This window comes from Methanocalculus sp. MC3, assembly GCF_054767395.1.
In genome coordinates this window covers 513,872-537,888 of sequence record NZ_BAABMP010000005.1, presented here as the reverse complement: position 1 = coordinate 537,888, position 24,017 = coordinate 513,872, and the positions used below count along the sequence as shown (strand labels likewise).

The window sequence follows — 24,017 nt, the reverse complement described above, 5'->3', positions numbered from 1 at the left end:
GGATAACTTATTTAATCTGACCCTTATTCTGGTTTTTCCTCTCCAACCGTATCTTCTCCTGAATCTTCAGGGAAGCAGCCTGTATCTGATCATGGTAGTCTGTCTGTGTTCCATTCACACACATCTCCCTGCTCAGTCCGAGTGTGTGGAGGATCGTCGTCACCTCGTTTAAGATGTCATCCCGGGTGATAGCCGGAAGGATCATCCCGTCGAGAACAGGTGCATCCTTTATACCAGCACTCACCCGCTCATTCTCCAAGGAGTGCTTATGCAATGCCATCTCGATGGTGGTCTTCAGTTCCTGTTCGCGAACCGGTTTTAAGAGATAGCCATATGGGCTGGTCTTTTTTGCTTCATTAATATAATGGTCATCTGAAAAAGCAGTCAGGTACACAACCGGAACACTCTGGTGTGCCAGTATCTCGGTTGCGGCATCAATACCGGTCTTCTTCCCGATAAGCTTGATATCCATCAGGATCAGATCGGGGTTCTGCTCCTTTGCCTTCTGGACTGCCATATCCGCGTTTGAAGCAATCCCGCAGACGGCATATCCGAGATTCACCAGGGTCTTTTTGATGGCCATTGCAGTGATGGCTTCGTCCTCAACGATCAATATCCTTTTAGTATTCAATTGCCGCCTCCTCTCCTTTGGAAGGATCAGAACAGATGTCTGGTATGGAACAGGGAGACGCTCCTCTTTAATAAACGTTGTGCTCACTCCAGGTCCTCTGGTGGGATCTATTATTCGCAATCCGATCAGCCTGGGCTGATTCTCCCTTCTTCTCTTCCACCTATCGAGTACGGGAAAGCCACTCCTGGGATACTATCAAAGAAGAGATCATATATACACTATTCCAATGTCATTGCCGCGGATACATACAGATCGTCTGGATCTCATCCCTGCAACGGTTGAGATCCTCAGAGGCGATCAAAATGACAAGGCAAACCTTGCTCGTCTCCTCAATGCCCATATCCCTGCAGGTTGGCCGCCACCGCTCCTTGATGCGGAGACACTCTCTGCATTCATAACCATACTCGAAGAGGAGCGTGATCCATTCTTCATCTGCTGGTACTGGGTACGGGATGAACCGGGCCACAGGATGCGGGATTTAATCGGAAGTGGGGGGATTGCTTCATCACCGTGCTCAGGTGACACTGTTGCCATTGGATATTCAATACTTGATGAGTACCAGGGCAATGGATATGCCACTGAAGCCTTGAGGGGATTGATACCGGTTATCTTCTCGATGCCCGGCATACGCCAGATCATCGCAACCACCTATCCGGATCTCATCGGATCGATCCGTGTACTTGAAAAGAACGGTTTTATCAATGCTGGTACAGTCCGATCAGGGGAAGGCATTGAGGAAGGATCTGAACTCTACATCCTGAGGAGATGACCTGTTTGGGTAAAGATGATGGGGATTTGGAGAAGAAGATCCAAACTCCATTACCAGAAACCGGGGAGACCTGCTTCATCCTGATATTCTGAACCGCCCTTCAGGAACACGGATCTCGAACCTCGCCCCTTCTCCGGGAATGCCGGTTTCATGGATGGTGATATCGGTGATTCCGAGGATCTCGCGGGAGAGAAAGAGCCCAAAACCGGTATTTTTGCCAAAACTGCGGGCAAATATCTTCTCTTTATAATCTGCCGGGATGCCTTCCCCATCATCCTCCCAGACTATGACGAGTTCACCCCTCTCTCTCCTGCAATGAATTTTGATCCCTGTTGCACCCCCTGAATGCCGGATTGTATTATCATAGAGGTTGTAGAAGACCTTCTCTGCCATCTGATCTGCATAGATCGATCCCTCCTGGCAGTCATTTGTGATTGGAATGTCGCCTTGTGGAATCTTTCTTATCATATCATGGAGTGAAAGCCACGCAGGTTCCTTCACGCCGAGCTCCTCGTACTGGTCGGTAAAATCGATCTGCCGCCTGATGTTCTGGGATGCTCCCATAATCCTGTCGGTATAGTCTTTCTCCTCGGGATCGCCCCTCTCATCCACGCTACACTGCAGTATTCCAAGGTAGCCGATGATCATGGTGATCTCGTTTAAGATGTCATGGCGGGTGATACTCGAGAGGATCTGGAGTTTCCGGTGTGCAAGAGAGAGGGCTTCTGCTGCCGCCTTCTCCTCGGTGACATCCATCCCGAAGATGATGGCACCGTCTGGTTCTCCCAACTCATTATAGACGGGGCATCCCTTCAGGTGGAAGATCCTCCCGTCCGGAAGCGTCACATCACCCTCCTCGATCCTGCCGGTCTCGATCGTCCTGAGCACCGGGCAGTCCCCGCACCCAAAGGCATTCTCCTGCCAGATCTCATGGCAACGGGCTCCGATGAGATCGTCAGGCTTCCTTTGGGCAGAGGCTGCTGCCACCCTGTTTGCGTACCGGATGGTATAATCGGAATTGATATAGGTGAGCATCACCGGCATCGCATCAAGAATGGTCGCCTTCTCCTCCTCAGACCGCCTGAGTTTCTTCTCCATGGCATGCTTGTACAATGCCATCTCGATGGTGGTCTTCAGCTCCTGCTCCCGGACCGGTTTCAGGATATACCCGTATGGCTCGGTCTTTTTTGCCTCTCTGATGTAGTCGTCATTTGAGAAGGCGGTCAGATAGATGATCGGAATTTCACTTCTGGCTTTTATCTCAACTGCCGCGTCAATGCCGGTTCTCCTGCCCGCGAGCTTAATATCCATCAGGATCAGATCAGGCATCTCTTCCATCGCCTTTTGGACCGCGAGCTCTGCGGTCTGGGCAATCCCGCAGACAGAATATCCAAGATTTGTCAGATGCTTTCTGATTGCCATCGCGGTGACGGCTTCATCCTCAACGATCAATATCCTGGCAGTACTCATCAGTCTCTTCTCTCCAATGAAAACCCCTAAATGAATTTACTATTTATGATGGATCTTTTTTTATAAAAGATCTTGTGATCAGAGATCGTTGCTGGTTTTTCCAACCGAATGGTGAATAGCATTATTCATGTACTGGAATTGGATGATGGAATCATGATCATGCCGCTTTCTCAAAATGCCCTTTCCTGACCCTGATCTCAAATCGTGCACCCTTGCCGGGTATCCCGTTCTCGGTGATGGTGGTTCCGGTGATCCCAAGGATCTCCCGGCTGAGGAAGAGGCCAAAACCGGTGTTCTTACCAAATCCACGTCCAAATATCCTCTCTTTCATCTCCTCCGGAACACCTGTTCCGTCATCCTCCCAGATGATCAGCAGATCCCAGTCATCTGTCTCGCAGTGGATCAGAATCCCGGTTGCTCCTTCTGCATGCCGGAGGGTGTTGTCATAGAGGTTATAGAAGACCTTCTCGATCATCGGATCTGCGAAGACCCGGACTTCCTGACAGTCATTTTCGATTGGGAGTTCTCCCTGGGATACTTTGTTGATCAGGCTGGTGAGCTGAAGCCATCTGGGCTCCTCGATCCCGAGGTTCTCGTACTCCCGTGTGAACTCGATTGCACGCTGGATGTTTTTGGATGCAGTCTTAATCCGATCGAGATAATGTGCCTGTGTTTCATCGACACTCATTCCTTCTGCGAAATCCAGGAAACCGAGGACGGTGGTGATATGATTGAGGATATCATGGCGGGTGATGCTCGAAAGGATCTGGAGCTTTTCGCTGGTCAGCCTGAGTGCATCCTCTGCTTCCCTCTGCCTGGTGATATCCATCCCGAACTCGATGATCCCCTCGAAGTTCCCGTCATCATCATAGACCGGGCAGCCCTTCAGATGGAAGATTCGCCCGTCCGGGATCTGCACCTCTCCCTCCTCGATCCTGTTGCTCGCCAGTGAGCTGAGCACCGGGCATTTATCGCAGGATTCTGTCCGCCCATGCCAGATCTCAAAGCAGTGGTGCCCGATCAGATCCTGCTGGCTTATGCCAACTGCGTCTGCCGATGCCCGGTTCGCATACCGGACGGTCAGGTCGGGATTTAAGTATGCGAGCATCACCGGCATCGAATTGAGGACGGTGGATTTCTCCTCTTCCATCTGTCTGAGCGCCTCTTCTGCGGCTTTCCGTTCGCTGATATCACGGACCACCGAGAGGATGAGCGTTTCATCCGGATGCCTGATGACGCGTGAGCTGACCTCAACCGGGAACGTTGAGCCATCTTTTCTCTTATGATCGGACTCGAATATGGAATGCCCCCACTCCAGGAGCTCCTGCATTCTATCCGGTGCCTCGCGGATTGCCTTCTCCCCGGCGATATCGATGACGGTGAGCCCGAGCAGCTCTTCCCTTGTATAGCCGAGGCTCTCGCATGCCCGTCCGTTCACCTCGTTGAATTTTCCGGGCATGCCGTCTGCATCGATCTCATGGAGGAAGATCGCATCGCCTGCCGCCTCAAAGAGTGCGAGGTACCGATCCTTTGTGTCAGTGATGATCTGCTGCGCTGAATACAGCTCATCGACATGGGATCTGATCTCCTCTTCAGATGCCAGCAGCTCTTCGTTTGTTGCCGTCAGCTCGTCATTTGACAGGCTGAGCCGAGTGGCAAGCTCGGCTCTCTGCATCGAGAGCCAGGTGATCACGCCTGCGATCAGGATGAATAAGAGCACCCTGATGGCCGCCCCCTGCAGAAGGGCGGGATCGGCGGTTGTTGCGGCAAAGAGGATAAAATAAAGTCCGGCAAGCAGGATGGAGAAGAGAAGCCCGCGTTTGTAATAGTAGACACACGCGATGATGATCGGGATATAGAAGAGGTTCTGGTGGATGATGAACCAGCCCGTTGAGAGGGAATAGAGGGTGATGATGATACAGATCGCTGTCGTTAGAGTGAGGGCGATAAAAGGTATGCTTTCTTTCTCTTTGATTGCCATTGGGCTTCCAATCCTGTGGTAAAGCAGTGTTTGCGGTTCTCTGGCTTAATATCTTCCCTTTAACATATGGTTTATATTGATGCAATCTTGTGAAGTTGGGAGGTTCTTCATACAAAAAAACTCATACTATTACCTTATTTTGTAATATTTGACGATCTTCGGGATATTTTAAAATATATCCGCACCAAACTAAATATTAATGGATAATACTAAGATTAACTTTAGTTGTGGCTGGACACCTCTCCTGTGTATGGTGATCCTGCTCATATGCGCAGCAACCGGATGCGTTGCGGATGCATCCCCGGAAGATTCACGGATAATCACCGACCAGTACGGGCGTGAGGTCTCTGTTCCGTCTGATGTGAAGTCTGCCCTCTGTTCTGGTTCAGGCTGCCTCAGGTACCTCGTCTACCTCCAGGCAGAGGATCTGGCTGTCGGTGTGGACTCTGCCGATAAGGTGCAGGAAGATGCCCTCGGCAGGCCCTATTCGATTGTTCATGCTGGGATGTTTGAATCTCTGCCGCTCTTCGGTGAGGCGCGTGGCAGGGACGATCCCGAGAAGATCGTTGCTCTTGGCCCTGATATCGTCTTCAAGACCACCTCTTCAGGAGTAGCGGTCGGGACGGCTGAAGCAGAGGCGCTCCAGCAGAGGACGGGAGTGCCGGTGATCGGGTTTCAGTACGGATCGGTCCGGACAGAGGCTGACCTGCTCCTGATGTACAACTCCCTCCGCCTGATGGGCAGCGTGATCGGACGGGAAGAACGGGCAGAAGACGTGATCGACTTCATTGAGAAAGAGATAGCCGATCTGGAGGAACGGACACGTGATATTCCGGTATCTGAACGCAAACGGGTTTATATTGGTGGTATCGGGAACAAGGGTGCCCACGGTATCATCTCAACCGAGCCTGCATATGGGCCATTTGAATGGGTGCATGCGGATAATGTGGCTTACGGACTTGGTACTGACCACGCCGATGTTGCCAAAGAAGCCCTTGTGGACTGGGATCCTGAGTATCTCTTCATTGATCTCTCTTCAACGCATCTTGGAGAGGGTAATGCCCTCGATCAGCTGAAGACCGATCCGGCACTTGCCGGGCTTTCAGCTGTCCGGAGCGGAAAGGTGTATGGCGTACTGCCCTACAACTCATACACGACAAATTACGGAACCGTGATTGCTGATGCGTACTTCATCGGATCGGTTCTGTACCCGGAGCAGTTTGCAGATATCGATCCGATTGAGAAGGCTGATGAGATCTATTCCATCTTCGTCGGAGAGCCGGTATTCTCCCGGCTGAACAGCCAGTATAACGGGCTTGGTTTTTCGCAGATCCAGCTCTGAACCATACCCCTCTCTTCTCCATAACGGGGGATTATCCCCCGGCCCTTCTCTCACCGTGACCCTCGAGTACTCTTTCTTCACCCGATTTGTTAAAACATCACATAATTTGATTATTTTTGTTCTATTCAAGACCAAATAGGTGTGTTTAAGTAAGCGTATCTCGTATCCTCATACGATGTGGTGTTATGAATAACCGTATTCTTATTATTTTCTGTGGGGCGGTGCTTCTTTCCCTCCTTGCAGTTGCCGGATGTACGACAGATGCCCCGGCTGCCGGCTCTTCCGAATCGGAGATCACCGTCACCGATGGATTTGGGAGATCTGTTACCGTTCCTTCCCCGGTTGAGAGTATCCTCTGCTCGGGATCAGGCGGTGTCCGGTATGCGGTATACCTGGAGAGTATTGACAGGATCGTCGGCGTAGACAGCCAGGATAAGAATTACCGGGAGTTAGAGGGGAGGCCCTATGCTCTCATTCATCGCGATTATCTGATGACCCTCCCCCTCTTTGGGGAGCTGCGGGGAAAGGATGATCCCGAGAAGATCATTGCACTCAACCCTGATCTCGTCTTCAAGACCGGATCAACCGGCACAAGCTACGCTACAAGCGGTCCCGAAGCAGATATGCTCCAGCAGAAGAGCGGTGTGCCGGTGGTTGCGTTCCCCTACGGCTCTCTCAGAAATGATGCCGAGAAGGAAGAGATGATAATTGCCCTCCGCCTGATGGGAACGGTTCTTGGCAGAGAGGATCGGGCTGAAGCGGTGATCGCCTATATCGAAGATACCCTGGCGGATCTCGAATCACGTACCGGTGATATCCCTGCCGCAGAACAGAAGCGGGTCTATGTCGGCGGTGTCAGCAGTGCCGGAAACCAGGGTATCATCTCAACCGAGCCTGCATATCCCCCATTCCTCTGGGTGCATGCGGATAATGTCGCGGGGGGCCTTGGGATTGGACATGCCGATGTTGCCAAGGAGGCCCTTGTGGACTGGGATCCCGAATATCTCTTCATCGATGTGAATACCATGACCGCGGATGATGAAGGCGCCATCGGGCAGCTGAAGCATGATCCGGCATTGAAAGGGCTCACTGCCGTGAAGGAAGGCAGGGTCTATGGCGTCCTTCCCTACAACTTCTATAATGTGAATCACGGAACTGTGCTTGCAGATGCGTATTTTATCGGGAAGATTCTCTATCCCGACCGGTTTGAGGATATCGATCCGGCAGAGAAAGCAGATGAGATCTATTCCTTCCTGCTGGGAGAGCCGGTCTTTGAGCTCATAAACAGCCAGTATGGAAACCTCGGGTTCTCACAGATACAGATCTGATCCCCTCTCTTCTTTTTCCACTCAGGACTCTGGTCTCTCTCAGATCCGCCTGCTTATGGTTCGTGCATGAAGCCTGATCGCAAGTATGGTAAAGAGTAAAGAGAACACCGCCAGTGCCGCAAAGTTGACGAACAGTGGAAAAGTCTCTGTTCCCATGATGCAGTATCGGGCGATATTGGTGAAGTAAGTGAGGGGTGAGCAGATCGCAAGCACCTGCCCTGCGAATGGCAGCTGCTCCACCGGGATGAAGACGCCGCTGATGAAGATGAGCGGGAACTTCAGGAGTGATGAGAGCATCATGATGTTTGATGGCACATTCGTCGCCGGTGTCGAGAGGAGGAGTCCGAGCGCCGAGAAGCAGATCGAGGCGAGGATGATCCCGGCTGCGAGTATGAAGGGGTGGAGAGGGATGATCCCAAGGATCACCCCGATTCCAATCGGGACTACGGCGATTCCAATCCCGAAGATAACAGAAGCAAACATGTCGCCTGCGATCAGGGTCTTCATTGTCACCGGGCAGGCGATCAGCCGCTCTAAGGTCCGTGCCTGTGCTTCCCAGGGCTGGATCACCGGCGAGACAGCGGTTGCCGTGAAGAAGATCGTCATCGCCAAAAGCCCCGAGATGAGAAAAGGCATCGACAACCCGCGGTTTCCGGCTGCGAATGCGAGGAAGAGGAAGAGCGGCATGAAGAGGCCGAATATCACAACCGGCCCTTTCGCATAGTAGATCCGGATATCCTTCTTCGCAATCGCAAAAGCCCGTTTTGCCTGTTCGGTGATGCTCTCCGGGTTCATGCGGAATCAGCTCCCGTGAGCCTGAGGAAGGCTTCATCCAGTGTTGGTGCCAGTGTCCTGAGCATCTGGATCTTAACTCCCTTTTCTGCTCCGTATGCGGAAATCGCGTGGATTGCGGAATCGACATCCCCTGTCATGATCACCCACTTGTCCCCCTCCCGCCGGGCGGATTCGATCCCGGGGAGAGTGGCGAGATCCTCAGCCGATCCGGCAGGATCGAAACTGACCTCGATGGTATGCAGCCGTTCTATCGCCATCTTCAGCCGCTCGGGCGAGTCGATGGCAGCTATCTGCCCCCTCCGCATGATCGCGATCCGGTTGCAGAGCCGGTTTGCTTCTTCCATGTTATGGGTCGTGAGGAAGATGGTGGTGCCGCCATCATTCAGCTCCCTGAGCATGCCTGTGATCAGCTGGGTGCTCTGGACATCAAGGCCGGAGGTCGGCTCGTCAAGGAAGAGGAGATCCGGTTCATGGAGGAGTGCCATGGCGAGGATCAGCCGCTGTTTCATCCCTTTTGAGAAGCCCTGCACCTTCTGATCGCGCCGTTCAAGGAGGCCGAGGCTTTGAAGGAGTGTTTCTGCACGCTCTTCCGCATAACGCCGCGGGACGCCATAGAGCTCTCCCATCAGCATCAGGTTCTGCCAGGCAGAGATGTCGGTATAGGCATTTGCGGTTTCAGGCACCACCCCGCACCGCTGTTTTGCCCGGATCGGGGAGGATACGATATCGTGGCCGAAGATCACAGCAGATCCCCCGTCCGGCTGCATCACCCCGGTGAGCATCCTGACAGTCGTCGTCTTTCCTGCACCATTTGGGCCGAGGAATCCGAATATCTCTCCTCGTGCAACCGAGAACGATATGGAATCGACCGCAACGATCCTGGAGAAGGTCTTCCTGAGATCGGTTGCGGTGATTGCGTCTTCATGATGATCTGCTTCTTTCACACTCACTTCTCTCCGGCTGAATTGCTTCTCTTTCTATTACTATTAAAAGAAAAGGAATGTATCCATAAAATATGTCAGGGTGATGTACAGGCATGATGCCCGCAATGCAGGTATCCCTGAACCCTTCAGGGGATTTACTTCCCCCGTATCGAGTATTGTATAACTCCCTCAGGGCAGACATCGGCACAGGTTGCACAGAGGATGCAGTCGGGATCCTCCATCTTCCCTTCCCGGACCATGTGGTGAACATCAAGCCCCATCGGGCATCTCTTCGAACAGGTGTTGCAGTCGATACAGAGATCCGCATCTGCACTCAGCTGAAGAGCGGGCCAGCCTGCAAGGTTCCGGATCTTCCGCCCGGCAACCATGATGCCGGCAATCGGGCAGAAGATGTGGCAGGTTCCCCGCTTTCCGGTGAGGAAGGCAATAATGAAGATTCCTGCAAAGATCATCACGACCATCATGAGGATCTCGACAGATGTGACCGAGATACCGTTTACCGTTCCATACAGGGGATCCACTCCCTTTATTCCACCTGCTGCGAGGAATGCCCGGGCGATCGCTGCAATCCAGAGCACCGTGACACCGTACTTGACCCAGTTGGGCCATCCCTCCTTTACGGTCTTTTTAATGAGGGGAGATCCGAGCTCCTGGCATGCACCCATCGGGCAGAGCCATCCGCACCATAGCCGTCCGGCAAAGAGGGAGAGGATAAAGAGGATAATATAAAGCAGGAAGGCACCCGTGACTATTCCCTCGGATGCACCCATCATGATGACTATCGGGGAGATATAGAAGATCGTGACAGGGATGAGAAGGAATGTGATGATGAGGATCCATCTACGGATGTCTGGGCGTGAGGATTCTTTTTCTTGTAACTGGTCTGGTTTTGCCATTGTTTTTCCCTTCAGGAATGTGGAATGTTCCGGGGCTTATATTCTCCCATACATTCATTATGCCATCTCCAGGTTTGTACTTCCGGTGTCCCGCAGATAGTGTGGGCAGCAGATAGGAAAGGGTCAGGGCGCAGGGAGTGCCCTGCCTGCATCCGGAAACTCTCAATCGGGTTGGAATCTCCACTCATGATGCTCTTCTTACCCTGCATCAATTCTTTCGATTATTGTGTTACTCTTTTTAAATTTTATTTATTTTGATAATACTAAAAATCAAATAGGTATGTTTAAGTTACGTCATACGAGATCTCAGTATGGTGTGATGTTATGAACAATCGAATTTTTGGTATCATATCCGGAGTGCTTCTCGTTGCACTCCTCGCAGCGGCTGGTTGTGTCGGCGAAGCCGTCCCCTCCGCTGATCAAAAGGCTGAGCAAAAAGAGATGACCCTGACCGACGGCTTCGGCCGGATCGTGACGATCCCGCAACCCGTAGAGAGTGTCCTCTGTTCCGGCTCCGGCACGCTCCGGTACCTGGTGTACCTCCAGGGTGAGGATCTGGTTGCCGGTGTCGACAGCATCGAGAAGCAGGGAAGGGATGTTGAAGGGCGTCCCTATGCGCTTATACACCGGGATTGGCTCCAGACATTACCGCTCTTTGGCGAGTACCGTGGAAAGGATGATCCCGAGAAGGTGATTGCAATCGGCCCTGATCTCGTCTTCAAGGGCGGATCAAGCGGTACTGCATATGGCACAAGTGCAGCCGAGGCAGATACCCTCCAGGAGAAGACCGGCATTCCCGTGGTGGCATTTGCATATGGTTCGCTGAGGAACCAGGCTGAGAAGACAGAGATGTACACCGCCCTCCGGGTGATGGGCAAGGCGATCGGACATGATGCCCGTGCTGAAGAGGTGATCGCATACATCGAAGCGGCGATGGCAGATCTGGAAGCACGTACCGGCGATATTCCGGCAGCCGAACAGAAGCGTGTCTATATCGGCGGTGTGAGCGCTGCCGGTGCCCATGGCATCATCTCGACCGAACCGGCATACCCGCCATTCCTCTGGCTGCATGCAGATAATGTCGCATCGGGCCTTGGAACCGCACATGTCGATGTGGCGAAAGAGGCGATCGTGGACTGGGATCCCGACTATATCTTCATTGATGCGGGTACAACCCGGATGGATAATGAAGGCGCTGTCGGGCAGTTGAGGGATGATCCGGCTCTCAAGGGGCTCTCTGCCGTGAAAGAGGGACGGGTCTATGGAGTGCTTCCGTACAATTTCTATAACACTAACTATGAAACTGTCCTTTCAAATGCCTACTATATTGGCAAGGTGCTCTATCCCGACAGGTTTGAGGATATCGATCCTGTAGAGAAGGGTGAGGAGATCATGGCCTTCTTCGTCGGAAAACCGGTCTTTTCCGAGCTGAACAGCCAGTTCAACAACTTCGGATTCCATCCTGTATCGATCTGAGAAAAGATCCTCCTCTCACCCATCTTTTCGTGCAATGGTGTCTTCAGTGGTTCTCTTCTTCCTTCGGATCCGATTCATCAGGGAGCGTACTGCTGTAAAAAGTGCCGCGGGCGCCCCGGTATGACCTGATCTCTTCTGCCTTATCGAGATCCCGCAGAATCTTTGCCACCTCGCCGCCGGACATGCCGGTGAGTGTAATAATATCCTCAATTGTCGAGGGGCGGCGGGAGAGCATCGCGCTGATCATCTCTTTCTCCTCCCCCAGTACGCCCGCTGATCCCGAAACCGGCGGTGAAAGGTTGATGATCTGAGTGATCTCTTCTCCAAGGAGCAACCGTATCCTGTTGAGGTCGGTTTCAGATGCCGCCTGTACCCAGCTCTCCGGGGCGGGGCGGTCGAGCGTGTTCAGCTGTACGCGATCGGGATTGATCGTTTTGATTGCGTCACTGAGCAGGGCGAGCTCTTCATCTGTCGTATTGATCTTTGGAATGATGAAGACCTCAAGCCAGATCTCCCCCCGGTACTCCCGCCTGAACTCTTCCATCCCTTTGATTATTGCGTCGATCGAGAGGGATGGATGGGGGCGGTGGATCGCTTCAAATGTCTCCTGTTTTGCCGAGGTGAGTGTGGGTATCACCCGGTCTGCTGCCATCAGCTCTCCCCTCACATCCGGCCGGGTGAGGAGGCTCCCGTTTGTGAGAACACTGATAGTGTATGCAGGAAACTCCTCTTTTACCATAGCAATCACGTTTCCAAGCGAGAGTGAGAGGGTCGGCTCACCTGATCCGGCAAAAGTGACCGAGTCGAGATCCGGGCTTGTGGAGAGGAGGCTCCTGAGCTCTTCCATCACCTCGTCTTCTGGGATGAATGCGGCCCGCTGAACCGTCTGCATGGTGGTCTCCCCGCATTCGCAATAGACGCAGTTGTATGAACAGGTCTTATACGGGATGAGATCGATCCCAAGCGATCTGCCGAGCCGGTGCGATGCTACCGGGCCAAAGATATGCCGATATTTCATCTGCTCCTCCTGCCTCTGGTGACTTGGGGTTCTCCTGAGATAACTGCTTCTTTTGCTGCATGGTATATACCGGCCTTTCGCCATTTTTTCACCAAAATATGCTAATTATTGCTTATTTTCCAGTAAATGCCGTATGTTGGTTACAGAGACATACTCGATTCATAACAAATTCAAAAAGGATATTCTTATTTAGTCCTTTATCCTACATTGATCTGAGGGAGTATAATGAATATTAAAATTCGTATTAAATTACTCCATAACCAACCAGCCGGACTCCGGGGCATCTCCGGCACAATACAGGCAGAGATCAGGGGTGGATAATCCATTGCATTTCGCAGATGGCGAGCTCCCCGAAGATTACCTGAAATATACCCACCGGAAGGTTCTCTGGATACTTGGTGGGATTCTTGCCCTCTTCTTCATGCTCATCCTCTCGATCTCGGTCGGGGCCGTCCAAATTCCTCCCTATGAAGTCTTCATGACCCTGATCGGCCAGAACCTCACCGATAAGTGGGATCGGATCATCTGGAATATCCGTCTCCCCCAGGCGCTTGCGGCGATCATCTGCGGAGCAGGGCTTGCGGTTGCCGGGGTTGCGATGCAGTCGATCCTGAGAAACCCGCTTGCCTCGCCTTTTACGCTCGGTATCTCAAATGCGGGTGCGTTTGGTGCGGCGGTTGCTATCATCTTCCTTGGAACCGGAAGGATGACCTCGACGACTGCGGGTGCGGTGATCATCAATAATCCCTATGTAACAACCATCTGTGCCTTCATCTTCTGCATGCTCGCAACCGTTGCGATCATCGCGATCGCAAAGATCAAGGCTTCATCGCCGGAGGTCGTGATCCTCGCCGGGGTCGCTCTCTCCTCGCTCTTTACCGCAGGGGTGATGTTTCTTCAGTACTTCAGCGATGACGCCCAGCTTGCCGCGGTTGTCCACTGGACATTCGGCGATGTAGGGCGTGCCGGATGGCCTGAAGTCTACCTGATGGGGGCGATTGTGATCGTTGCATGTATCTACTTCATCGCAAACCGCTGGAACTACAATGCGATGGATGCCGGTGACGAGACAGCAAAGGGGCTTGGGGTGAATGTCGAGCAGCTCAGGAATGTCGGCATGATCGTTGCTGCCCTTGTCACAGCTGTCCTCGTCTCGTTCCTCGGCGTGATCGGTTTTGTCGGGCTCGTCTGCCCGCATATGGTCAGGCGGATCATAGGCGATGAGCAGCGGTACCTGATTCCGGGATCGATTGTGATGGGAGCCCTTCTCCTCCTTGTATCTGATACCGTTGCCAGGCTGATTGTCGCACCCTATGTCCTCCCGGTTGCAATCTTAACAGCGTTCATGGGTGCTCCGGTCTTCATCTACCTGCTGCTGCGGGGGTATCACCGATGATCCTCAATGTTGATGAACTGAAGTTTATGTACCGGAACAAGGGGATCCTCGACGAGATTGCATTCTCCATCAACGAAGGCGAGATTGTTGCGATCCTCGGCCCAAACGGTGTCGGGAAGACAACACTCCTCAAATGCCTAAACCGGATCCTTGTTCCGAAGCAGGGTGCGGTCTCTGTCTGCGGCGATATGATTGATTCGCTTGAACTGATGGAGATAGCACGGCGGATCGGCTATGTTCCCCAGCGGGTGGAGACCGGCAGATTAACCGGCTTTGATGCCGTCCTCCTTGGCAGGAGGCCGCATATCGGCTGGAATGTTTCTGAGAAGGATCTCAGGATCGTCGAGGCGGCATTCCGGACATTTGGGATCGAGCGCCTCCGCCTCCACTACATCGACGAGATGAGCGGTGGCGAACTTCAGATGGTCGCCATTGCACGGGCGTTTGTCCAGGAGCCGAAGATCCTTCTGCTGGACGAGCCGACGAGTGCGCTTGACCTGAAGAACCAGATCGAGATTTTACATCGGATCACCCATATCGTTACAGAGCACAACATTGCTGTTGTTATGACGATGCATGACCTGAATACGGCTCTTCGGTATGCAGACCGTTTCATCCTTTTAAAGGATCAGTCTATCCATACCTGTGGCGATAAGAATGTTATCACCGCAGATGAGATAGAGGCGGTTTACGGCGTCCCGGTGATGATCGGGGAGCTTGAAGGGGTTCCTTGTGTCATCCCCCGGTGCCTCTGCAATGGAAATGGGAATGGAAAGAAAACGAAGATACCACAGGACGAAGAAGGTAGTACTTATGTGCGAAACTCATGATCACCATCATTTTGACTCAACCGGGAAATACCCGGCATTTGAAGAGTGTGTGACATTCCACGGCCATTCATGCCCCGGACTAGCAACGGGGTACCGTGCCGCCCTTGCCGCAATGCAGGCGCTTTCTGTTGCCCGCCCCTATGATGAGGAGCTTGTGACGGTTGCCGAGACCAATGCCTGCGGTGTTGACGCAATCCAGCTTGTGACCGGCTGCACTGCCGGGAAGGGAAACCTGATCATCCATGATTATGGCAAGCATGTCTTCACCTTCTATTCGCGTGAGAAGAACAAAGGGGTCAGGATCCTGATCAAAAACCGCGATGCGCCAGACAGGGAAGAGATGGATACCCTGCGGAAGAAGGTCTTCTCCGGCACTGCGACTGAGCCGGAAGAGAAGCGGTTCTATGAGCTGATGGCAGAGGCAACCGAGGCAGTCCTCTCAATTCCGCAGGACGAGATGCTCACCGTCACCGAGGTTTCGTTCAATCCGCCAGAGAAGGCCCGGATCTTTACCACCGTCATCTGCCCGGACTGCGGTGAGCCGGTTGCGGATGCAAAGATGCAGACGGTGAACGGCAAGACTGTCTGTGCCACCTGTGCTCTGCCGAAAACAGATTAAAATCCCTTTTTTCCCACGTTAAATGGCCGGATGTTTGTTCGGCGATATCAAAAAAGTCTATATGCTCTCCTCTCCTCTCTCTCCTGTGGTCTGATGTCTGGAAAAAAATTCATGTATGTGGGGTTTGCTGCTATCCTGATCATTGCCTGCTTTCTGGCAGGGTGCATGGGATCTGATGGTACCGGTAAAGAAGAGACGATTGTCATCGGCGGGAAGCCGTTCAATGAACAGTATATCCTTGCCAATATGATTGCCCTTCTGCTTGAGGAAGAGGGATACCAGACAGATATCAGGTCCGGTATGAATGACGCAACCCTTTTTGAGGGGATCAAAAGGGGGCAGGTGGATGTCTATGTCGAATATACCGGTACTGCCTACTCACAGCTGTTGAAGCTTGAGCCGCCTGAGAGCTGGGAGCCGGATTTCGTCTACCAGCAGGTGAAGGACGGCCTTGCAGCAGAGGGAATTGACGTTCTCTTCAGGCTTGGCTTCAGGAACGACTATGCAATCGCAGTCAAAGAGTCATATGCCGAAGAGAAGAATCTCAGAACCATCAGCGATCTGGTGCCTCATGCCGGAACGCTCGTCTTTGGATCCGATCTCGTCTTCCATGAACGCGAAGACGGTCTTCCGGGGTTGAAGGAGGTCTATGGTCTCACATTTGCGGATGTCAGACCGATGTCGCCGACCCTGATGTACGAAGCGATTGCAAATGATCAGGTGCAGGCGATCCCGCCATATACCACCGATTCACGGGTTGATCTCTATTCCCTGAGAGTACTTCAGGATGATAAGGCGGCGCTCCCTCCCTATGAGACGATGCTTCTTCTGAGATCAGATCTCGCATCAGATGAACGGCTCGTCTCTGCCCTCTCTCTGCTCGATAACCGGATCGATACTGATGAGATGAGGGCATTAAATGCCGAGTTTGATAATGACAAGCGTGAAGCCAGGGATATCGCCCGTGACTATCTCAGGAGGGAGGGATTAATCTCCTCCTGATTTTTTTGCCATATCGATCCAGGGAGCTGGTGTGACTCTGAAACGGCCGTTTGATCGTATCGAAACGATCGATATCCACGGAGTTAGGAAGAGGTTTGGTGAGACGGTTGCAGTTGATGGGATCAGCCTTGATATCAGGGGTGGCGAACTCCTCATCCTGATCGGGGGATCAGGGTCAGGGAAGACGACCACCCTCAGGATGATCAACCGGTTAATCGATCCGGATGAAGGGACGATCGCAATCAACGGGATTGATACCCAGACGATCGATGGGATTGTACTGCGGAAGAATATCGGGTATGTGATCCAGCAGATCGGCCTCTTCCCCCACATGACGATCCGTGAGAATATAGGTCTTCTCCCTACAATTGAGGGGTGGAGCAGGGAGGAGATCGATTCGCGTGTTGCAGAACTCCTTATCCTCGTCCATCTCCCCCCTGATCAGTTCATGGACCGGTATCCAAAGGAGCTCTCAGGCGGCCAGCAGCAGCGGGTCGGCCTTGCCCGTGCCCTTGTAATGAACCCTCCCCTCCTGCTGATGGATGAGCCGTTTGGAGCGCTTGATCCGCTTCTCAGGCGGCAGCTCCAGGATGAGTTCATCGGGATCAAGGAGGATATCGGCAAGACGATCGTCTTTGTGACCCATGATATCAATGAGGCGTTCCGGCTCGGTGATCGGATCGCGATCATGCATGAAGGGCAGATCGTCCAGCTTGGTACTCCGCGGGATCTCATCCTCAATCCGGCAGACAAAATGGTCTCTGATCTCGTCGGATCTGATCGCCTCTTTGGGCATATCGCATCACTCACCGTATCGGATATGATGGTTCCTGCTTCTCCAATTATATCAGGAGAGATGGAGGTTCAGTCGGCAATCGGGGTGATTGTACAGAGCGGATCAAAGATCGCCGTTGTGAGGGATAGAGCCTCCTCCTTCTCTGTTGCGCAGCTCTCCACCCTTCTCCAGATGAGGGATGAGGTGAAAACGGTTCTGGAAGCAACAGATCCACCATTCTTCCTCTCCATGGATGCATCTCTCCTCTCTGCCCTTGAAGAGATGAAGGCCGCCTCCGTCTCTCTGGGTCTTGTGATGAAGGATGGGGAGCCGGCAGGGCTGCTTCTGCCGGATGATCTGATCAGCCGGCTTGTCTGAAGGGGTGGTTCTGGTGATAGATGAGATCACGGCTGTCTGGATCACCTACAACCTCACCGAACGGACAATAGAGCATCTCTGGATCTTCTCTATCGCGCTTATCGCTGCGATCGTAGCGGGTGTTGCAATTGGCTTATTCATCTACCGGCGGAGGCGGTATGCCTCTCCCGTCTTCTCTTCCCTAAATGCGGTTGAGACATTCCCCGATGTCGCACTCCTCGTCCTGCTCATCCCGCTTGCCGGGATCGGCACTGTCCCGACGATCATCGCCTGTGTCCTGTACTCGATCCTTCCGATCGCACGGAACACCTATACCGGTCTCATCTCTGTGAGTCCTGATCTCCTTGAGGTGGGCCGGGCAATGGGCCTTTCCGAACGATTCATCCTCCTCAAGGTCAGGTTTCCGCTGGCATTTCCGATGATCGCCGGTGGGATCAGGATCGCGATCGTCTTTACAATGGGGATCGTGACTCTCGGCGGTATCTTCGGGGCAGGGGGCCTTGGTGCCCCTCTCCAGACCGGGATCAACCTGATCCGGCCGGATATCATCTTTGTCGCCGGGATCTGGGTTGGGATCCTGGCGGTGATCCTGGATGGCATCGCCGGTGGAATTGAGGCTTCGCTGAAGAGGAGGTTTGGATCATGGTGAGCGGCCTCCTGCTGACCCCGATCTTCCAGCATATCGTTCTTGCCTATACCGCACTCTTTGTGAGTATCGCCCTTGGAATTCCGCTTGCTATTCTCGCGTTATATAGCAGGACACTCCAGAAGATCGTGATGACGCTGGCAAACCTGATGCAGGCGGTTCCGACCCTGGCGGTTGTGGCGATTGTGGTTCCCTTAATCGGGATCGGGTTCTGGCCGGCAATTGTTGCGATTATCCTCCGGGCGCTCCTCCCGATCATCAAAAATACCTGGATCGGCCTCTCGTCTGTTGATCCGGTGCTGATAGCCTCGGCTGAGGGGATCGGCCTCTCGGAATGGGAGATCATCCGGTATGTCAGGCTCCCCAATGCCTATCCCGCCATCTTTGCCGGGGTGAAGTTTGCGGCGATCCTGGCAAACAGTGTCGCGATCCTGACAGCGATGATCGGGAGCGGCGGACTTGGATCGCTCGTCTTTGAAGGGCTTGCCGGGGTGAATATGATGAAGATGCTCTCCGGTGCCCTGCCTGCGATCGGGATCGCTCTCTTCCTTGATGCGTCCTTCTCATGGATGGAGAGGCGGCTTCTGCCGCGATCCGGACAGAGTGGATTGGAGTGAGTTCTTCTCTCTCCTGGCTTCCCTCTTTTTGAAGATACCCTGATTTTCATTGATGCGAAAAAAGTTGAAGTTTACGATGAACTTTTCATCTTCACCGCCAGATCAGATCATATGAAGTTACTTCCGATACTTGCATGCCTCTTCCTGGCAGCGTGCCTGGCGGTTGCCGGATGCGTCGGGGATCAGCAGGCGCCATCCCCGGATGGTAAAGCCGTTCTCGCTCTCCCCGGAACAGAATGGGAACTGACCGCGATTGCGATCACCTCGGTGAACCTTGTCGAGGGAACAACTATCACCCTCGTCTTCGATGAGGAGAGCCTCGGCGGCACTGCCGGGTGCAACCTCTACTTCGGCGGCTACACCCTTGATGAGTACAGGATCGCCGTTGAGGGGATCGGCTCCACCGAGATGTACTGCGGAGAGGCGGGTGTGATGGAGCAGGAGCAGCTCTACCTCACGCTCCTCGGGGAAGCGGCATCGGTCCGGATTGATGGCGATACCCTCACCCTCTCTGATGCAGACGGGGTGCCGAGCCTGATCTTTGCGAAGATTCCTGAGAAGGTGCCCATCGCCGCTGCCCTGCCGGGAACGGCATGGGAGCTTGGGACGATCGGATCGAAAGATGGAACCGCCTCGTCAGTTCTGAGCGGGACCATAATCTCCCTCGTCTTTGATGAGGAGACACTCAGCGGCTCTGCCGGATGCAACCGGTACTTCGGATCCTTTGAGGCTACCGGTGACGGAATCGCAATTGGAGCGATTGGATCGACGAAGATGTACTGTGGTGAAGCAGGGGTGATGGAGCAGGAGCAGCAGTACCTTGCATCACTTGGCGAGGTCTCATCATTTGAGATTGGATCAGAAACCCTCACCTTCTTTGATGAAGAGGGAAATGCCAGGCTTGTCTTTCATCCAAAACCCAATGAAATAACCCTTGGGAACGGAAAGTGGATGCTCGAATCGATCACCGAAGATGGAACCGTGACAGAGGTGCTTCCAGACCGTGCAGTGACCGCAATCTTTGATAACGGTTCTGTCGGCGGCACCGGAGGCTGCAACAGTTACTCGGCAGCATACGAGGTTTCTGAAGATGGAAGACTGAGGATCGAGCCGCCGATCCAGACACTCGTCTACTGTATGCCTGAATCCGTGATGGATCAGGAGAGCAGGTACTTCTCACTCCTGACTGAGATGACGAAGTATGAGATTGAAGAGGATCGGCTTCTCCTCTCATCATCAGATTGCGGGATCATACTCTCGTTTACCCTGATTGTGTAACTCTGCTCCGGATGGATCAACACAATCGATCATTCCTTTTTTCTCGAAAATTATAGCGCTATTACGTGTTCTTTCACTTTATCCCGCCTCGCCGCATCTGTGGATATTTTCACAATCCATTGGTTTTCCGGAGAATGCAATCTGCCCAAATAACCCGCATTGATCGTTGAATAAAGGCGCCATCCAACGCGCAGTACCTGTTTGGTTTATATGCTGTCAAAACATGGCTTATAAGTGTTTTTATTATCTTTAAATAGACCTCAAAAAAGCGATACCTCCATGAAATGGTCTTCTCATGATCTGATCTGCTCCCGGATGGAAAGTGCCCCTCTCCTTACGCCGCCTCTCCTGCTTCCTCTGCTGCACCCTGTAAAATAAGTTAAATATGTTTAGTAAACCTGAATACCGCCTTTAAAATTGCCCGAATGACAAATCAACAGCTTTAAGCTCTGAATCTGTCACCTCTCACATATCCGAGGTAAAACCTATGGAAATGAAGTATGTACCAACGACCTGCCCGTACTGCGGGACAGGCTGCACATTCAACCTCGTCGTCGTTGACGGCAAGGTAACGGGCGTTGCCCCCTATCAGCGTTCCCCTGTCAATGAGGGAAAACTCTGTCCAAAGGGTATCTATGCCCACGAGTTCGTGAACCGCGAAGATCGTCTGAACACCCCGCTGATCAAGAAAGACGGGAAGTTCGTCGAAGCCGGCTGGGACGAGGCATATGACCTCATCGCCCAGAAGCTGAAGTCGTACAAGCCCGATGAGATGGCGGTCCTTGCCTCCGCGAGAACCTCGAACGAGGACAACTACGCGATCATGAAGTTCGCCCGTGGTGTCTTAAAGACCCGTCACATCGACCACTGTGCCCGTCTCTGCCACGCCTCGACCGTTGCCGGCCTTGCCGCGACATTCGGCTCCGGTGCAATGACCAACTCTATCGGTGACATCGCCGACTCGAAATGTGTCTTCATCATCGGGAGCAACACCTTCGAACAGCACCCGCTGATCGGCCGGAGAGTCATGCAGGCAAAGAAGAACGGCGCGAAGATCATCTACGCCGATCCCCGTCTCACCCCGACCGGCAAACAGGCTGACCTGTACCTGCAGTTTAGATCCGGCAGCGATGTCGCTATTCTGAACGGTCTGATGCAGGAGATCATCAGAAATGGCTGGGAAGACAAGGATTTCATCGCCAACCGGACAAAAGACTTCGAAGCGATGAAAGAAGTCGTGATGAAGCCCGACTACAGCCTTGAGAACGTCTCGAAGATCTCCGGCATCCCGGTCGACCAGCTGAAGACCGCCGCCGAGTGGATCGCGAAATCCGGTGCCACCGCAATCCTGTACTCGATGGGTATCACGCAGCACACCACCGGTGTGGACAATGTCAAATCCGTTGCCAACATCCAGATGCTGACCGGCAACCTCGGCAAAGCCGGTGCCGGCGTGAACGCGCTCCGTGGCCAGAACAATGTGCAGGGCGCCTGTGATATGGGCTGTCTGCCAGTCGTCTTCACCGGGTACCAGAAGGTCATCGATGAAGCCGCCCACAAGAAGTTCTCAGACGCCTGGGGATTCCCCGATGGCATCTCAGCACCTCAGAACGGGTATGAAGTCACCACCATGATGGATGTCCTAACTGAGAAACCCGGTGAACTGAAAGCGATGTACATCATGGGCGAGAACCCGATGCTCTCCGACCCTGACCTGACACATGTCGAACACGCAATCAAGAGCCTTGACTTCCTCGTCGTCCAGGATATCTTCCTGACCGAGACCGCCCAGCTTGCCGATGTCGTGCTTCCGGCGACCTGCTATGCAGAGAAGGACGGCACCCAGACCTCGACTGAGCGGCGTGTCCAGATGTGGCGGAAAGCCCAGGACCCGCCAGGCGATGCAAAACTCGACTGGCAGATCCTCGCCGAACTCTCGGCAAAGATGGGATATGCAGCACAGTTCCCCTGGCAGAGTGCTGAAGATGTCTTCACCGAGATAGCGAAAGTCACGCCATCCTATGGCGGTATGAACTACGAGCGTCTCCGCAAACCCGAAGCGCTGCACTGGCCCTGCCCGGCAGGCGACCACCCCGGCACCCCGATCCTGCATATCGGCAAGTTCTCACATCCCGATGGGCTTGGTGTCTTCTTCCCGATCGAGTTCAAGTACCCGGCCGAAGTTCCGGATGCCGAATACCCGTATATCTTCACAACCGGCAGGAACCTGTTCCACTGGCATACCGGTTCGATGACCCGGCGTTCAATCTCGCTTGAGAGCGAGGTTCCAACCGGCTGGATCGAGATCAATACTGAAGATGCAAAAGATCTCGGTGTTGTCGACGGCGAGATGGTAATTGCCAAAACCCGCCGTGGCGAGATCAAGGTGCCTGCCCGCGTGACAAAGGAGATTATGAAGGGTGTGATGTTCATGCCGTTCCACTTCGCAGAATGTGCGGCAAACATCCTGACCAACAACGCACTTGACCCGATCGCAAAGATTCCGGAGTTCAAGGCCTGTGCTATAAAGATTGAGAAGATACAGGAGGCCTGATTACGATGGTAGCAAAAGGCGATATGCTCTATGCATGGGCATCAACAGATGAAGGTGTCAAAAAGGGTGAGTGTGGCGGTGCGGTCACAGCACTTCTTAAATATGCACTTGAGAGCAGGATGGTTGATGGCGTTCTTGTCGTAAAGAAGGGATCTGACATCTATGATGCAACGGTTGAGATCGTGACCGATCCGGCTGAAGTTGAGAAGGGGTCCGGATCGCTTCACTGCGGAACACTCCTCCTCTCGAAGATACTGACAAAATATCTCGAGGGAGCAAATGGCATGAAACTCGCCCTGCCGGTGAAAGGGTGCGATACGATGGGTATCCTTGAACTCGCAAAGCGGGAGAAGATCAATCTCGACAACCTGATCTTAATCGGCCTGAACTGTGGAGGCTCGGTCTCTCCGGTCGATGCAACGAAGATGATCAGAGAGAAGTTCGGGACGAATCCCGCCGATGTCGTGAAAGAGGAGATCGACAAGGGCCAGTTCATCATCATCAAAAAAGATGGTTCTCACCAGGGTATCTCCATTGATGAGCTGGAAGATGAGGGATATGGCCGGAGGAGCAACTGCCGCCGCTGCCTCTACAAAGTTCCCCGCCAGGCGGATCTTGCCTGCGGGAACTGGGGTGTCATCGGTGACAAGGCCGGAAAGGCAACCTTCATCGAGGTCTGCTCTGAGAAGGGAGCAAACCTTGTTGAAGAAGCAACTGATTCAGGCGCACTGGCAACCGCCCCGGCTGATCCGAAGGGGATTGCGATCCGGAGCAAGGTTGAAGGCGCAATGCTGAAGCTCGGTGAGAAATGGAGGAAGAAGAACTTCTCGGCACTCTCAGGAGATCTCTGGGATACCATAAAGGAAGAGACCTCCCGGTGCATCAAATGCTACTCCTGCATCGAGAACTGCCCGGTCTGCCTTCCAATTGAAGCTGAACTGAAGAAGGCAACCACGATGGTCCCAACCGGCCAGGTTCCGCCATCCCCCATGTTCCACATGCGGAGGTTCGCCCATATCTCTGACTCCTGTATCAACTGCGGCCAGTGCGAGGAGCTCTGCCCGATGGATATCCCGCTCGCCCTCCTCTCCCATGCGGTCAGGGCGGAAGGGGATGCGACATACAATTCGAAACTAGGGTCTGCCCCCTATAAAAACTAATATTTTCTGTGCGGAAAACAATGGCACGATCCGGGGAGGTTTATCATTTCCTCCCTCTCTCTGGTTTTTTTGTTCTTCTTCCTTTTCTTACGCTTTGTCGTTTCTACCTTGA

Annotated in this window: 21 protein-coding genes; 14 read left to right on the top strand and 7 right to left on the bottom strand. The window is 53.3% G+C overall.

What is annotated here, in order from left to right; genetic code table 11:
• Positions 1–7: 7 nt before the first annotated feature.
• Positions 8–718, bottom strand: a complete 711-nt coding sequence (locus ACYUBO_RS11605) for a response regulator (protein ID WP_460374711.1) — start codon at positions 716–718, stop codon at positions 8–10.
• 139 nt (positions 719–857) lie between these two features.
• Here ACYUBO_RS11605 and ACYUBO_RS11600 point away from each other — a divergent pair, with 139 nt between their 5' ends.
• Positions 858–1,400: a GNAT family N-acetyltransferase gene (locus ACYUBO_RS11600; protein ID WP_460374709.1), complete on the top strand. Its 543-nt coding sequence runs from the start codon at positions 858–860 to the stop codon at positions 1,398–1,400.
• Between the two features lie 75 nt (positions 1,401–1,475).
• Here ACYUBO_RS11600 and ACYUBO_RS11595 read toward each other — a convergent pair whose 3' ends face one another.
• Together ACYUBO_RS11595 and ACYUBO_RS11590 are read right to left on the bottom strand one after the other, a co-directional pair.
• The gene (locus ACYUBO_RS11595) at positions 1,476–2,870 is read right to left on the bottom strand and encodes a response regulator (protein WP_460374707.1); all 1,395 of its coding nucleotides are present in this window, start codon (positions 2,868–2,870) and stop codon (positions 1,476–1,478) included.
• A 157-nt stretch (positions 2,871–3,027) separates the two neighbouring features.
• Positions 3,028–4,851 carry a PAS domain S-box protein gene (locus ACYUBO_RS11590; protein WP_460374705.1) on the bottom strand — a complete coding sequence of 608 codons (1,824 nt, stop codon included), beginning with the start codon at positions 4,849–4,851 and terminating at the stop codon, positions 3,028–3,030.
• 250 nt (positions 4,852–5,101) lie between these two features.
• Here ACYUBO_RS11590 and ACYUBO_RS11585 point away from each other — a divergent pair, with 250 nt between their 5' ends.
• Positions 5,102–6,193, top strand: a complete 1,092-nt coding sequence (locus ACYUBO_RS11585; protein WP_460374703.1) for an iron ABC transporter substrate-binding protein — start codon at positions 5,102–5,104, stop codon at positions 6,191–6,193.
• A 185-nt stretch (positions 6,194–6,378) separates the two neighbouring features.
• A complete protein-coding gene (locus ACYUBO_RS11580; protein WP_460374701.1) occupies positions 6,379–7,521 on the top strand; it encodes an iron ABC transporter substrate-binding protein in 1,143 nt (380 codons plus the stop codon).
• A 39-nt stretch (positions 7,522–7,560) separates the two neighbouring features.
• Here the strand turns inward: ACYUBO_RS11580 and ACYUBO_RS11575 are convergent, their stop codons facing one another.
• The 3 genes from ACYUBO_RS11575 to ACYUBO_RS11565 form a co-directional block, all read right to left on the bottom strand.
• Positions 7,561–8,316: an ABC transporter permease gene (locus ACYUBO_RS11575; RefSeq protein WP_460374699.1), complete on the bottom strand. Its 756-nt coding sequence runs from the start codon at positions 8,314–8,316 to the stop codon at positions 7,561–7,563.
• Entirely contained in the window at positions 8,313–9,260 is a 948-nt protein-coding gene (locus tag ACYUBO_RS11570; protein WP_460374697.1) for an efflux ABC transporter ATPase subunit, DrrA-related, read from the bottom strand. The genes ACYUBO_RS11575 and ACYUBO_RS11570 overlap by 4 nt, the downstream gene beginning before the upstream one ends.
• A 134-nt stretch (positions 9,261–9,394) precedes the next feature.
• On the bottom strand, positions 9,395–10,156 hold the full coding sequence (locus tag ACYUBO_RS11565; RefSeq protein WP_460374695.1) for a 4Fe-4S binding protein: 762 nt from the start codon (positions 10,154–10,156) through the stop codon (positions 9,395–9,397).
• A gap of 324 nt (positions 10,157–10,480) precedes the next feature.
• Here ACYUBO_RS11565 and ACYUBO_RS11560 point away from each other — a divergent pair, with 324 nt between their 5' ends.
• Positions 10,481–11,632: an iron ABC transporter substrate-binding protein gene (locus tag ACYUBO_RS11560; RefSeq protein ID WP_460374693.1), complete on the top strand. Its 1,152-nt coding sequence runs from the start codon at positions 10,481–10,483 to the stop codon at positions 11,630–11,632.
• Between the two features lie 43 nt (positions 11,633–11,675).
• Here ACYUBO_RS11560 and ACYUBO_RS11555 read toward each other — a convergent pair whose 3' ends face one another.
• Complete coding sequence (locus tag ACYUBO_RS11555; protein ID WP_460374692.1) at positions 11,676–12,650, bottom strand: radical SAM protein; 975 nt, start codon at positions 12,648–12,650, stop codon at positions 11,676–11,678.
• A 325-nt stretch (positions 12,651–12,975) separates the two neighbouring features.
• Between ACYUBO_RS11555 and ACYUBO_RS11550 the strand changes: the two genes are divergently transcribed.
• From ACYUBO_RS11550 to ACYUBO_RS11505, 10 genes are all read left to right on the top strand, one after another.
• Positions 12,976–14,046 carry a FecCD family ABC transporter permease gene (locus ACYUBO_RS11550; RefSeq protein ID WP_300331567.1) on the top strand — a complete coding sequence of 357 codons (1,071 nt, stop codon included), beginning with the start codon at positions 12,976–12,978 and terminating at the stop codon, positions 14,044–14,046.
• Positions 14,043–14,876: an ABC transporter ATP-binding protein gene (locus ACYUBO_RS11545; RefSeq protein ID WP_300331570.1), complete on the top strand. Its 834-nt coding sequence runs from the start codon at positions 14,043–14,045 to the stop codon at positions 14,874–14,876. Before ACYUBO_RS11550 ends, ACYUBO_RS11545 begins: the two co-directional genes overlap by 4 nt.
• The gene (locus ACYUBO_RS11540) at positions 14,860–15,495 is read left to right on the top strand and encodes an FmdE family protein (RefSeq protein WP_300331573.1); all 636 of its coding nucleotides are present in this window, start codon (positions 14,860–14,862) and stop codon (positions 15,493–15,495) included. The genes ACYUBO_RS11545 and ACYUBO_RS11540 overlap by 17 nt, the downstream gene beginning before the upstream one ends.
• Before the next feature lie 93 nt (positions 15,496–15,588).
• Positions 15,589–16,497: a glycine betaine ABC transporter substrate-binding protein gene (locus ACYUBO_RS11535; RefSeq protein WP_460374689.1), complete on the top strand. Its 909-nt coding sequence runs from the start codon at positions 15,589–15,591 to the stop codon at positions 16,495–16,497.
• Between the two features lie 31 nt (positions 16,498–16,528).
• Positions 16,529–17,650 carry an ABC transporter ATP-binding protein gene (locus tag ACYUBO_RS11530; protein ID WP_460374687.1) on the top strand — a complete coding sequence of 374 codons (1,122 nt, stop codon included), beginning with the start codon at positions 16,529–16,531 and terminating at the stop codon, positions 17,648–17,650.
• A gap of 13 nt (positions 17,651–17,663) precedes the next feature.
• Positions 17,664–18,299 (top strand): ABC transporter permease, encoded by a 636-nt coding sequence (locus tag ACYUBO_RS11525; protein ID WP_460374685.1) that lies wholly within the window; start codon positions 17,664–17,666, stop codon positions 18,297–18,299.
• The gene (locus ACYUBO_RS11520) at positions 18,293–18,913 is read left to right on the top strand and encodes an ABC transporter permease (protein WP_460374683.1); all 621 of its coding nucleotides are present in this window, start codon (positions 18,293–18,295) and stop codon (positions 18,911–18,913) included. The genes ACYUBO_RS11525 and ACYUBO_RS11520 overlap by 7 nt, the downstream gene beginning before the upstream one ends.
• Positions 18,914–19,024: 111 nt before the next feature.
• On the top strand, positions 19,025–20,191 hold the full coding sequence (locus tag ACYUBO_RS11515) for an META domain-containing protein (protein WP_460374681.1): 1,167 nt from the start codon (positions 19,025–19,027) through the stop codon (positions 20,189–20,191).
• A gap of 487 nt (positions 20,192–20,678) precedes the next feature.
• Entirely contained in the window at positions 20,679–22,745 is a 2,067-nt protein-coding gene (gene fdhF / locus ACYUBO_RS11510; protein ID WP_460374679.1) for a formate dehydrogenase subunit alpha, read from the top strand.
• 5 nt (positions 22,746–22,750) lie between these two features.
• Entirely contained in the window at positions 22,751–23,905 is a 1,155-nt protein-coding gene (locus tag ACYUBO_RS11505; RefSeq protein ID WP_460374677.1) for a Coenzyme F420 hydrogenase/dehydrogenase, beta subunit C-terminal domain, read from the top strand.
• The last annotated feature ends 112 nt before the right edge of the window (positions 23,906–24,017 follow it).

Excerpts from the sequence above, each read along its gene's own strand:
- ACYUBO_RS11595 (WP_460374707.1), bottom strand. The coding sequence starts at position 2,870 with ATGAGTACTGCCAGGATATTGATCGTTGAGGATGAAGCCGTCACCGCG.
- ACYUBO_RS11600 (WP_460374709.1), top strand. The coding sequence starts at position 858 with ATGTCATTGCCGCGGATACATACAGATCGTCTGGATCTCATCCCTGCA.
- ACYUBO_RS11565 (WP_460374695.1), bottom strand. The coding sequence starts at position 10,156 with ATGGCAAAACCAGACCAGTTACAAGAAAAAGAATCCTCACGCCCAGAC.
- ACYUBO_RS11585 (WP_460374703.1), top strand. The coding sequence starts at position 5,102 with ATGGTGATCCTGCTCATATGCGCAGCAACCGGATGCGTTGCGGATGCA.
- ACYUBO_RS11590 (WP_460374705.1), bottom strand. The coding sequence starts at position 4,851 with ATGGCAATCAAAGAGAAAGAAAGCATACCTTTTATCGCCCTCACTCTA.
- ACYUBO_RS11520 (WP_460374683.1), top strand. The coding sequence starts at position 18,293 with ATGGTGAGCGGCCTCCTGCTGACCCCGATCTTCCAGCATATCGTTCTT.
- ACYUBO_RS11555 (WP_460374692.1), bottom strand. The coding sequence starts at position 12,650 with ATGAAATATCGGCATATCTTTGGCCCGGTAGCATCGCACCGGCTCGGC.
- fdhF (WP_460374679.1), top strand. The coding sequence starts at position 20,679 with ATGGAAATGAAGTATGTACCAACGACCTGCCCGTACTGCGGGACAGGC.
- ACYUBO_RS11560 (WP_460374693.1), top strand. The coding sequence starts at position 10,481 with ATGAACAATCGAATTTTTGGTATCATATCCGGAGTGCTTCTCGTTGCA.
- ACYUBO_RS11540 (WP_300331573.1), top strand. The coding sequence starts at position 14,860 with ATGTGCGAAACTCATGATCACCATCATTTTGACTCAACCGGGAAATAC.
- ACYUBO_RS11580 (WP_460374701.1), top strand. The coding sequence starts at position 6,379 with ATGAATAACCGTATTCTTATTATTTTCTGTGGGGCGGTGCTTCTTTCC.
- ACYUBO_RS11515 (WP_460374681.1), top strand. The coding sequence starts at position 19,025 with ATGAAGTTACTTCCGATACTTGCATGCCTCTTCCTGGCAGCGTGCCTG.
- ACYUBO_RS11505 (WP_460374677.1), top strand. The coding sequence starts at position 22,751 with ATGGTAGCAAAAGGCGATATGCTCTATGCATGGGCATCAACAGATGAA.
- ACYUBO_RS11575 (WP_460374699.1), bottom strand. The coding sequence starts at position 8,316 with ATGAACCCGGAGAGCATCACCGAACAGGCAAAACGGGCTTTTGCGATT.
- ACYUBO_RS11535 (WP_460374689.1), top strand. The coding sequence starts at position 15,589 with ATGTCTGGAAAAAAATTCATGTATGTGGGGTTTGCTGCTATCCTGATC.
- ACYUBO_RS11545 (WP_300331570.1), top strand. The coding sequence starts at position 14,043 with ATGATCCTCAATGTTGATGAACTGAAGTTTATGTACCGGAACAAGGGG.